The sequence below is a fragment of the Micromonospora sp. CV4 genome (assembly GCF_003667455.1).
GTDB lineage: Bacteria > Actinomycetota > Actinomycetes > Mycobacteriales > Micromonosporaceae > Micromonospora.
The window spans coordinates 1-11,422 of the sequence record NZ_RCVI01000347.1 but is presented as its reverse complement, the minus strand read 5'-3'; the positions used below and the strand labels follow the sequence as shown (position 1 = coordinate 11,422).

Here is an 11,422-nt window from a genome sequence, read left to right as displayed (position 1 = left end):
CCTGGGGGACGACGACGCGCGGCACCCGGCCGTCGACGCCGCCGTGCGGGCCATGGCCAACGCGGCGACGCTCGCCCCCGCGGACCAGATCGCGCAGTACGAGGCGGCCTACGAGACGCTGCGGGAAACCCTCGCCACCATCGACCAGACCTGAGCGGGACGACCAGGCCTGAGCAGACCGGAGAACCACCCATGGCACGTCGCAACCGGCTGGACGCCGAACTCGTCCGCCGCGGTCTGGCCCGCTCCCGCGAGCAGGCCGCCGCGCTGGTGGAGGCCGGCCGTGTCCAGCTGCGCGGGGTGCCCGCGCGCAAGGCCGCGGCGATGGTCGACCCCGCTGACCCGCTGCTGGTCACCGGGGCAGACCCGAGCGAGGAGTACGTCTCCCGCGGCGGGCACAAGCTCGCCGGCGCGTTGGCCGTGTTCGGTCCCGCCGGGCTGAGCGTCGCCGGCCGGCGTTGCCTGGACGCCGGGGCGTCGACCGGCGGCTTCACCGACGTGCTGGTGCGCGCCGGCGCCGCCGAGGTGGTGGCGGTGGACGTCGGCTACGGGCAGCTCGCCTGGTCGCTGCGCACCGACGAGCGGGTCCGGGTGCTGGAACGCACCAACGTCCGTACGCTCGATCCTGAGATGATCGGCGGGCCGGTCGACCTCACGGTGGCGGACCTGTCGTTCATCTCGCTGCGGCTGGTGTTGCCGGCGCTGGCCGGCTGCACCCGGGACGACGGCGACCTGGCGTTGATGGTCAAGCCGCAGTTCGAGGTGGGCAAGGACCGGGTCGGTGCCGGCGGTGTGGTCCGTGAGCCGGCCCTGCGCGCGGAGGCGGTGCTCGATGTGGCCGCTGCGGCGGCGCAGCTCGGCCTGGGGCTGGCCGACGTGGCGGCCAGTCCGCTGCCCGGGCCGAGCGGCAACGTGGAGTTCTTCGTATGGTTGCGCCGGGGCGCACCGCCGGCCGACCCGCAGCGGGTGCGGGCCGTGGTGGCGGCCGGGCCGGACGGCCTGACGACGGCCGGCGACGTGCCGGACGCGGCGGCGGAGGAGGTCGCAGGATGAGCGGGTGCAGCGGGCGTTCCGGAACGACGCGGACACGCGGCCGCGCCGGAGCGGCGACGGCGGCGCGTGCTGTCGTGGACGGGCGGCCGCTGCGATGAGCCGTACCGCGTTGCTGGTGACCCACACCGGCCGTCGGCGCAGCACCGAGCACGCCCGCGCCGTCGCCGCCGATCTGATCGCCGCGGGTTTCGAGGTGCGGGTGATCGCCGAGGAGGCCGACGACCTCGACCTGCCGGGCGTGGTGCCGGTCGCCGGCCCGGAGGCCGCCGAGGGCGCCGAGATCGTGTTCGCGCTCGGCGGGGACGGCACGTTCCTGCGCGCGGCCGAGCTGGCCCGGCCGGCGAAGGCGCCGCTGCTCGGCATCAACCTCGGCAAGGTGGGCTTCCTGGCCGAGGCGGAGATCAACGACCTGGACACGGCGGTCCGGGACGTCGTGGGGCGCAACTACACCGTGGATGAGCGGCTCACCCTGGACGTCACGGCCGAGTTCGACGGTGGCCCGACCATCGAGTCGTGGGCGCTCAACGAGATCAGCGTCGAGAAGGGCGAGCGGGCGCAGATGCTCGAACTCCTCGTCGACGTGGACGGTCGGCCGCTGTCCCGCTACGGCTGCGACGGCGTGGTCTGCGCCACCCCCACCGGCTCGACCGCGTACGCGTTCTCCGGCGGCGGGCCGGTGGTCTGGCCGGAGGTGGAGGCGCTGCTGCTGGTGCCGATCAGCGCGCACGCGCTGTTCAGCCGTCCGCTGGTCACCGCGCCGACGTCCACGTTCGTGATCACCGTCGACCCGTTCACCACCCTCGCTGTGCTGTGCTGCGACGGCCGGCGGGTCTACGACCTGCCGCCCGGCGCCCGGGTCACGGTGCGCCGGGGCGCGCTGCCGGTGCGCATCGTCCGGCTGCGGGCCCGCCCGTTCACCGACCGGCTGGTCGCCAAGTTCGGGCTGCCCGTGCACGGCTGGCGGGGCTCGCGCCGCTGACCCACCGCCCGGCGCGGCACCGCCCTTCGCGGGGCGAGCGGATCGGGGATGGCCGGCGGAAACCCGCCGGACATGCGGCGGCCTCGCGCCCGCCGCCCGATGTCCACCTGGCGACATGTCGCCGGTGCGGCGCGCCGCAGCTAGTGACCACCCGACGCGCTCCGTCGCAGACTCCGATCGGTCGATCTCCCTGAGACCGGCCCTGGAGTAGAGGAGCGCATCGCATGCACTGGCCCCCACGCTGGCTGACCGTCGGCGCGGTCGGCGCGTTGGTCGTCGGGCTCGCCGCACCGGCGTCCGCCGACCCGCCTGCCCGGCCCACCGGCCCGAACCCGGGTCCGACGGTCCCGGGTACCGCGCCCGTCCACATCACCCTCATCACCGGCGACCAGGTCGAACTGGCTCAGGCGGCGCCGGGCCGGCTGGCCGCCAGCGTCCGTCCCGGCCCCGGCCGCGAGCGGATCACCTTCCACACGATCGAGGCCGACGGCGGGCTGCGGGTGTTGCCCAGCGACGTCGTGCCGTATCTCTCCGCCGGGGTGCTCGACCCCAACCTGTTCGACGTGCAGGAGTTGGCCGCCGACGGGTACGGCGACGCCGCTCAGGGCGCGTTGCCGCTGATCGTGCGCTACCAGGAGCCGGCCGCCGGTCGGGTCCGGCCGCTCGCCGGCGCCACCGACGTGCGGCCGCTGGAGAGCATCAACGGCGCGGCGCTGCGGGTCGGCAAGGGCGACCTGGACGACCTGTGGACGACGCTGCGGGGCACCTCGCAGGCGCGTACCGCTGCCGGTGCGCCGGTCCGGCTCGGCGCCGGCGTCGACCGGATCTGGCTGGACGGGAAGGTCCGCCCGGCGCTGGAGCACAGCGTGCCGCAGATCGGAGCTCCGGCGGCGTGGGCGGCCGGCCGGGACGGCAACGGCGTGAAGGTGGCGGTGCTCGACACCGGCGTCGACGCCACCCACCCCGACCTGGCCGGGCGGATCGCCGAGGCGCAGGACTTCTCGGGTAGCGGCAGCGCCCGCGACGGGCACGGCCACGGCACCCACGTGGCGGCCACCATCGCCGGCAGCGGCGCCGCCTCCGCCGGGGTGCGCAAGGGCGTCGCCCCGGGCGCGCAGTTGCTGGTCGGCAAGGTGCTCGACGACGGTGGCTCCGGCTACAGCTCGTCCATCATCGCGGGCATGGAGTGGGCCGCCCACTCCGGCGCGAAGGTGGTCAGCATGAGCCTCGGCGGCTCCGCGACGGACGGCACCGACCCGATGAGCCAGGCCGTTAACGACCTGACCGCCGAGACCGGGGCGCTGTTCGTCATCGCCGCGGGCAACGAGGGCGCGCCGCGTACCGTCGGCTCGCCGGGCGCGGCCGCGGCCGCGCTGACCGTCGGCGCGGTCGACCGTGACGACAACCTCGCGGAGTTCTCCAGCCGCGGCCCGCGGCTGGGCGACAACGGCGTCAAGCCGGAGATCACCGCGCCGGGCGTCGGCATCATCGCCGCGCGGGCCGCCGGCACCGCCATGGGTACGCCGGTGGACGACGCGTACACGACGGCGTCCGGCACCTCGATGGCGACTCCGCACGTTGCCGGCGCGGCCGCGATCCTCGCCCAGGAGCACCCGGACTGGACCGCCGGGAAGCTCAAGGACGCTCTGGTCAGCACCACGAAGGCGAACCCGGAGCTGACCGTCTTCGAGCAGGGCGGCGGCCGGGTCGATGTGGCGCGGGCGCTCAGCCAGCGGGTGTACGGCTCGGCCACCGCCGACTTCGGTCGGGTGGCCACCGGCGGCGCGGCGGTCGAGCGGAACGTCACGTACACCAACGGCACCGCGGCCCCGCAGACCCTGCGGCTGGCCCTGGAGCTGCGCAACCTGGACAGCGGCGCGGCCGAGGCCGACGGGGTCACCGTCGGCGGCGGCGAGGTGAGCGTGCCGGCGGGCGGCAGCGTGGCGGTTCCGCTGCGCGCCGACCCGGCGAAGCTGGCCCGTGGCCCGCACGGCGGGTGGCTGGTGGCCACCGGCGCGGACGGCGTGGCGGTGCGCACGGCGGTGGGGCTCACCCTGAGCGGCCCGCAGCACACGGTCACCTTGCGGGTGTTGGACATGCACGGGCAGCCGGGCCTGTCGCCGGTGCTCACCCTGTTCGGCGAGCAGTCCGAGTCGGACTACATCGGCTGGGGCGCCGGCGAGACGCAGGTGCAGGTCGAGGAGGGCCCCTACCTGCTCGAGGCGCTGATCGAGCACGGCGTTCCGCTGGACGAGCAGATCACCCTGGTCACCGACCCGGAGTTGATGGTCACCGGTGACGTCACCGTGGTGCTCGACCCGCGCAAGGGCACCCCGGTGCGGATCGAGACGCCGAAGCCGACCGAGCAGCGGGCCACGATCAGCTTCTACGAGCACCGCGTCTTCGGCAACGGTCGGCAGGTCGACCACGGCGTGATGACCTTCAGCACCATCCAGCAGGTCAACGTCACGCCGACCCGCGCGGTGCGCCAGGGCGAGTTCGAGTTCGCCTCGCGCTGGCAGCTGGTCAAACCGATGGTGGACGCGCGGATCAGCGGCTTCTCCGGTCCGCTGGACATCAACCTGATGGGCTATTCGCCGGCGCCGACCGGTCGGCAGAAGCTGCCGCTGGTCTGGGCCGGCACCGGCACCCCCGCCGAGCTGGCCCGGGTGCGGGGCGCAGCGGCGCTGCTCAGCGGCAGCGCGGACATCTCCGAGGAGGAGCAGATCGCGGCCGCCGCGGCGGCCGGTGCGAAGTCGGTGCTCATCGTCCGCCCGGCGGACTTCAGCGCGTGGACCGTGTGGAACCCGGTGGGCGACCGGCTTGCCGTGCCCGCGATGGCGGTGGCGTACGACGACGGGCAGCGGTTGATCGCGACGGTCCGCAAGGGCCGCGCGACGCTGGACCTGACGCTGACCGTCGACAGCCCGTACCTGTACGACGTGTGGCAGGTCTCGAAGGGCCGGGTGCCGGAGCGGATCGTGCACACGGTCACCGCGCAGAACACCGCCGAGGTGACCGCTCACTACGGCGATGTCGGCGGTTCGGAGTGGGCCACCGAGCAGCGGTTCGGCTGGCGTCCGTGGCAGGAGACCTCCTGGAACGACGACCAGCGGCTGGTGCGTACCGGCACCACCCGGCAGGAGTTCGTCAGCGCCGGTGACAACTGGTGGCAGCACCGGGTGCTGCACAAGATCACCTGGTCCTGGGGCCGTCTGCTCGGCGGGCTCACCCAGCAGCCCCGCCGGTACGACGGTGACGACCGGGACACCGAGAGCTGGCACGCGCCGGTGGTCCGCCCGGCCGTCCCGGCCGGCGGTGGGGTGCCGGTGCCGGCCCGCACCGGGGACACGTTGGACCTGCGGGTGGCCGAGTTCGTCGACGCCGACGGGCACTACAGCCCGGCCGGCGGCGGCGAGGAGTCGGACACCGTCGAGGCCCGGCTCAGCCGGGACGGTGAGCAGATCGCCGACCTGTCCGGTGGGTGGGCGCCGGTGCCCACCACCGCGGAGTCGGCCCGCTACCGGCTGGACCTGACCACGCGGCGGTCCTCGGACGAGTGGCGCTACGCCACCCGCACCGAGACGGCCTGGCAGTTCACCTCGGCCCGCCCGGCCGGGGACGCGGCGAAGCCGTTGCCGCTGCTCCAGGTCGACTACCAGGTGCCGGCCGATCTGCGCGGCCAGGTGGCCGGCAATCGGACGCACCGGCTGGGGCTGACCCTGCGTCAGCCGGCGGGCGTACCGGCGCCGACCGGCACCAGCCTGCGCGTCGAGGTGTCCTTCGACGGGGGCAAGAGGTGGCGCACGGTGCCGGTGAAGGGCTCCGGCACCCGGTTCACCGCCACCGTGCCGGATGGCCGGGGCGCGGTGTCGCTGCGGGTGCACGGCAGCGACCGGGCCGGTAACACCGTCGACCAGACCGTGGTCGACGCGTACGGGCTGCGCTGACGCGCGCGGGGGCGGGGCGGCCCTGTGCCGTCCCGCCCCGTTGCTCAGATCCAGCCGCGGCGGGCGACCTGGAAGGCCAGTCCGGGCCGGGTGTCCACGCCGGCGGCGGCCATCAGGTCGGCGAGTCGACGCTGCACGGTGCGACGGCTCACCCCGAGTTGCGAGGCGATGGACTTGTCCGGCACCCCGGCCACGAACAGCGACAGCAGCCGCGCCTCGTCGGCGTCCGGCCGGTAGCCGTCGCCCGGGTGGTCCTCGGGGTCGGGTCTGCGGCCCTCGGTCGCCGGCACCGCGAGGGGGTCGTCCAGCCGCAGCCGGGTGGCCACCCGCCAGTGGCTCTCGAAGAGGGCGAGCAGCGCGTCGAGCAGTTGACTGCGGCCGATCACGGCGGCGGTCGGTTCGCCGCCGTCGCGGTCGGGCACGAGCGGGCAGATGGCGGTGCGGGCGTCCACGATGGCCAGTCGGACCGGCAGTCGGTCCAGGACGCGGGCCTGCTCACCGGCGGCGACCCCCTTGGCCAGGTCGACCAGCGCGCCCGGCTCCAGCAGCAGGTCCCGTTCGTAGATGGCCCGGTAGCTGACCCCGCGGGCCAGCGCGTCGAACTCCTCGACGTTCTCCGGGCCGGCCATCGCGAGGGGGTTCGCCCGGCAGAACCAGAGCACCTCGGTACGCGCCGCGTTCTGCAGGTCGCGGAGCCGATCCCGGAGGACGCGGGCCCCGGTGATCACCTCGACCAGGTGGTCCCCGTGGTGGCGGCGCAGCCCCGAGCGGTACTCCTCGGCCAGTTGGGTGACCCGCCGCCGGGCCGCCTCCAGGTCCTCCTGGCGGCGCAGCAGCGCCGCGCCGAGGGCGACGTCCGGTGCCCTCGGGCGCAGCGGGGCGTCCGGGTCGGTGTCGGTGGGCAGCACCAGACCTTTGACCCGCAGGGCCTCGACCTGCGCGACGACCTGCGCCCGCGGGCGGTTCAGCCGGCGGACCAGTTCGTCGATCCGGGCCGTGGTGAGCTGGAGCAGGCAGCGGTAGAGCTCCTCCTCAGCCGGGGTCAGGCCGATCACGTCCAACACGGGGCAGAACTGTACGGCGGGCCGATGCCGCCCGTGCCGCGACCTGCCCGCGGGTCCGTCGGCTGGTCAAGTGTCGGGCCACGCGTCTACTGTCGGTTGCTGTGCTGGAAGAGCTGCGCATCACCGGACTGGGCGTCATCGAGGACACCACGCTGCCGTTGACCGGCGGGATGAACGTCATCACCGGCGAGACCGGTGCGGGCAAGACGATGGTGGTCACCGGCCTCGGCCTGCTCTTCGGGGGCCGGGCCGACGCCGGGCGGGTCCGTGCCCAGCCCGGGCGGGCCGTGGTGGAGGGGCGGCTGCGTCTGGAGGGCCGGGTCGCCGACGCGGTGCACGCCCGGATCACCGACGCCGGCGGTGAGCCCGACGAGGACGGTTCGCTGCTGCTGAGCCGCACCGTGACGGTGGAGGGCCGCTCGCGCGCCCACCTCGGTGGCCGCAGCATGCCGGTGTCGATGCTCGGTGAGGTGGGTGAGCAGGCGGTCGCCGTGCACGGCCAGTCCGACCAACTGCGGCTGCTGCGCCCGGCCGAGCAGCGGGCCGCGCTGGACCGGTTCGCCGGTCCGGAGCACGAGAAGCTGCTCGACGCGCTGCGGGAGGCGTACACCGGTTGGCGGCGGATCGTCGACGACCTGGCCGACCGGCGGCGCAACGCCCGCGAGCGCAACCAGGAGGCCGACCTGCTGCGGCTCGGCCTCGACGAGATCACCCGGGTCGATCCGCAGCCCGGTGAGGATGACGAGCTCAAGGCCGAGGCGCAGCGCCTGGAGCACGCCGAGGGGTTGCGTACGGCCGCGCAGGTGGCCCAGCAGTGCCTGGCGGGCGGCGCGGAGGCGGCCGACGAGACACCGGACGCGACGGCGCTGCTGGGCACCTCGCGGCGCACGCTGGAGGCGCAGTCCGGCACCGATCCGGCGTTGGGTGAGCTGGCGGCCCGGCTGGAGGAGGCGGCGACGCTGGTCACCGACGTCTCCGCCGAGCTGTCGGCGTACCTGGCGACGCTCGACGCGGATCCGGCCCGGTTGCAGCACGTCTACGAGCGGCGGGCCGCGCTGCGCGCGTTGACCCGCAAGTACGCCGACGACGTCGACGGGGTGATCGCGTGGGCCGAGCGGGCCCGCACCCGACTGTCCGACCTGGACACGTCCGACGATCTGCTCGACGAGTTGGAACGTGAGGGTCAGCGGCTGGCCGGTGAGGTCGCCGACCTGGCCGGGCGGGTGTCGGCCTCCCGTCAGGAGGCGGCTGTCCGTTTCGCCGACCAGGTCACCGTCGAGTTGGCCGGGCTGGCCATGCCGCACGCCCGGATCGAGGTGGCCGTGCTGCCCCGCCCGGCCGGGCGGTCCGAGCCGACGCTGTCGGTCAACGGCGTCGAGGTGGGCATCGCCCCGGACGGCGGCGACGAGGTGGAGTTGCGGTTGCTGGCCCATCCGGGCGCGCCGTCGCTGCCGTTGCAGCGCGGCGCCTCCGGCGGTGAGCTGTCCCGGGTGATGCTCGCCATCGAGGTGGTCTTCGCCGGTTCGGGTGGCCCGCCCACGCTGGTTTTCGACGAGGTCGACGCGGGTGTCGGCGGTCAGGCGGCGGTGGAGATCGGTCGGCGGCTGGCCCGGTTGGCGCGCAGCCACCAGGTGCTGGTCGTCACCCACCTGCCGCAGGTGGCGGCGTTCGCCGACCGGCACCTGGTGGTGGCGAAGGACACCGGTGGCGCGGTGACCACCAGCGGGGTGCGGGTGGTGGAGGACACCGAGCGGGCCCGGGAGTTGGCGCGGATGCTCGCTGGTTTGCCCGACTCGGATCTGGGTATCGCCCACGCCGAGGAGCTTCTGGCCGTGGCGGCCAAGGAACGGCGGCCGTGACGCCGCGTATTGTGGGCGCAAGCACACCGGCTTGCGCCGACGTGTGCTTCCCTGGGTAGGCGGCCCTGCTCAGGCATGTCGCGACAGAAAAGCCTGCCTCACATGCCAGGATGGTCACGATGCGTCTACCCACGTTGCGCCGGAACCGGATCGCGGAGCCGGGCAGAGTCCTCGGCACCGCGCGCCTCGATCGCCGGACAAAACGCCTGGTCGGTCGGTTACGCCCCGGCGACATCGCGGTCATCGACCACGTCGACCTGGACCGGGTGGCGGCCGACTCGCTGGTCGCCGTCGGGGTCGGTGCGGTGCTCAACGCCAAGCCTTCGGTCTCGGGCCGCTACCCGAACCTCGGCCCGGAGGTGCTGATCGCCGCCGGCATCCCGCTCCTGGACGACCTGGGGGAGGGCGTCTTCGAGCGGATCCGCGAGGGCGACCAGGTGCGCATCGAGGGCAACACCGTCTTCGCCGGTGACGAGCCGGTGGCGCACGGCAGCCTGCAGGACGCCGAGTCGGTCGCCAAGGCGATGGCCGACGCCCGGGAGGGGCTGTCGGTGCAGTTGGAGGCGTTCGCCGCCAACACCATGGACTACCTGCGCCAGGAACGCGACCTGCTGCTCGACGGCGTGGGCGTACCGGACATCGAGACCCAGATGCAGGGTCGGCACTGCCTGATCGTGGTGCGCGGCTACGACTACAAGGCCGACCTGGACGTGCTGCGCCCGTACATCCGGGAGTTCAAGCCGGTGTTGATCGGCGTCGACGGCGGCGCCGACGCGCTGGTCGAGGCCGGGTACACCCCCGACATGATCATCGGGGACATGGATTCGGTCACCGACGACGTGCTGCGCTGCGGCGCCGAGGTGATCGTGCACGCCTACCCGGACGGGCGGGCGCCCGGCCTGCCCCGGGTCAACGGCCTCGGCGTCCCGGCGGTGACCTTCCCGGCCGCGGCGACCAGCGAGGACCTGGCCATGCTGCTGGCCGACGAGAAGGGCGCCTCGCTGCTGGTCGCGGTCGGCACCCACGCCACGCTGGTCGAGTTCCTGGACAAGGGTCGCGGCGGCATGGCCTCGACGTTCCTGACCCGGCTGAAGGTCGGCGGCAAGCTGGTCGACGCCAAGGGTGTGAGCCGGCTCTACCGGCAGAGCATCTCCGGTTCGTCGCTGCTGCTGCTGGTGCTCTCGGCGATCGCGGCGATGGCCTCCGCGGTGGCCGTTTCCACCGTCGGGAAGGCGTACCTGGGCGTGGTTGCCGAGTGGTGGGACAATTTTGTGTTCCAGCTGTACCGGCTCTTCTAGTTCCCGACCGATCAAGAGGCTGCAAGCGTGATCAATTTCCGCTACCACGTGGTGTCCCTCACCGCGGTCTTCCTGGCTCTGGCGATCGGCCTGGTGGTCGGCACAGCCGCCCTCAACGGCCCGGTCGCCGACTCGCTCAAGGAGCAGGTCACCGGCCTGCGCAAGGACAACCAGCAGTGGCGCCAGACGGTCAACAACATGGAGAAGCAGCTCGGGCTGGAGGAGGAGTTCGCCGAGGAGATGTCCCAGGTCGTCCTGCCGGGCACCCTCACCGGGCGCCGGGTGGTGGTGCTCAGCCTGCCCAACGGCCGCGACCACACCGAGGGCGTGCTCAAGAAGCTCCAGCTCGCCGGGGCCACCATCACCGGCCGGGTCGACCTGCAGGACAAGTTCATCAACCCGGACAACAACTCCAACCTCCTGGAGCTGGCCGTCACCGCCGCCCGGCCGACCGCGCAGACCACCGGCCTGCCGGGCAACGGGCACGGGGTGGAGACCTCCAGCGCGCTGCTGGCCAGCGTCCTGCTGGACCGGGCCCAGGGCACCGCGCCGGTCAGTGACGCGGACCGGCGCGCGGTGCTCGCCGCGTATAACAACGCGGGCTACCTGACCACCGACGACAACAAGGTCACCGGCTCGGCGGAGGCCGTCGTCGTGGTCAGCGGTCAGCCGTACGTCGACAAGGACTCCGAGAAGCGGGACGAGTCGGTCGTCAAGATCGCCGAGCAGTTCGACCGGACCGGGTCGATCGTGGTGGGCGGCAACGGGTCCGTCGACGGCAACCTGGTGGCCGTGGTCCGCGGTGACCCGGTGCTGGCCCAGACCATCTCCACCGTCGACAACGCCAACACCGTGCAGGGCCAGCTGGTCACCAGCCTCGCCCTGGTGCAGCAGCTCACCGAGAAGAAGGCCGGTCAGTACGGCGTCGGCGACAATGCCGCCTCGCTGCTGCCTAGACTGCCCCAGTGAGCGAACGACGTACCACCGTGTCCGAAACCGACGAGGTAGTGGCGTGAGGGCGCTGGGCCGGCTGCTGATCGCCGGAGCCGGAGCCGCCGCCGCCCGGTACGCGCTGCGCGAGGTGCGCACCGCCCCGGCCGGGCCCGCGCTGGAGCGCACCAACTTCCGCGGCCGGTCGGTGACCCTGGCCGCCGGGCCGGCGCTCACCGCCGGCGCGGCCGCCGCTGGAGCGTTCGGCGCCACCAGCGCCGCCTCCGGC

At 73.8% G+C, this 11,422-nt stretch carries 7 protein-coding genes and 1 pseudogene; 7 read left to right on the top strand and 1 reads right to left on the bottom strand.

What is annotated here, in order from left to right; translation table 11 throughout:
* Positions 1–192 precede the first annotated feature (192 nt).
* The 3 genes from EAD98_RS24645 (at position 193) to EAD98_RS24635 (ending at position 5,982) form a co-directional block, all read left to right on the top strand.
* On the top strand, positions 193–1,053 hold the full coding sequence (locus EAD98_RS24645; RefSeq protein WP_121656373.1) for a TlyA family RNA methyltransferase: 861 nt from the start codon (positions 193–195) through the stop codon (positions 1,051–1,053).
* Between the two features lie 94 nt (positions 1,054–1,147).
* Positions 1,148–2,032 carry an NAD kinase gene (locus EAD98_RS24640; protein ID WP_121656375.1) on the top strand — a complete coding sequence of 295 codons (885 nt, stop codon included), beginning with the start codon at positions 1,148–1,150 and terminating at the stop codon, positions 2,030–2,032.
* Between the two features lie 224 nt (positions 2,033–2,256).
* Positions 2,257–5,982: a S8 family serine peptidase gene (locus tag EAD98_RS24635; RefSeq protein ID WP_121656372.1), complete on the top strand. Its 3,726-nt coding sequence runs from the start codon at positions 2,257–2,259 to the stop codon at positions 5,980–5,982.
* A gap of 44 nt (positions 5,983–6,026) precedes the next feature.
* Here EAD98_RS24635 and EAD98_RS24630 read toward each other — a convergent pair whose 3' ends face one another.
* A complete protein-coding gene (locus EAD98_RS24630; protein ID WP_121656371.1) occupies positions 6,027–7,046 on the bottom strand; it encodes a helix-turn-helix domain-containing protein in 1,020 nt (339 codons plus the stop codon).
* A gap of 101 nt (positions 7,047–7,147) precedes the next feature.
* Here EAD98_RS24630 and recN point away from each other — a divergent pair, with 101 nt between their 5' ends.
* From recN to EAD98_RS24610, 4 genes and pseudogenes are all read left to right on the top strand, one after another.
* Positions 7,148–8,905 carry a DNA repair protein RecN gene (gene recN / locus EAD98_RS24625; RefSeq protein WP_121656370.1) on the top strand — a complete coding sequence of 586 codons (1,758 nt, stop codon included), beginning with the start codon at positions 7,148–7,150 and terminating at the stop codon, positions 8,903–8,905.
* 119 nt (positions 8,906–9,024) lie between these two features.
* Positions 9,025–10,203 (top strand): putative cytokinetic ring protein SteA, encoded by a 1,179-nt coding sequence (gene steA, locus EAD98_RS24620; RefSeq protein ID WP_121656374.1) that lies wholly within the window; start codon positions 9,025–9,027, stop codon positions 10,201–10,203.
* A 27-nt stretch (positions 10,204–10,230) separates the two neighbouring features.
* Positions 10,231–11,172, top strand: coding sequence for a copper transporter (locus EAD98_RS24615; RefSeq protein ID WP_121656369.1), 942 nt, complete (start codon positions 10,231–10,233; stop codon positions 11,170–11,172).
* Positions 11,173–11,215: 43 nt separating this feature from the next.
* Positions 11,216–11,422 (top strand): annotated as a pseudogene (locus tag EAD98_RS24610) (hypothetical protein); the annotation flags it as partial.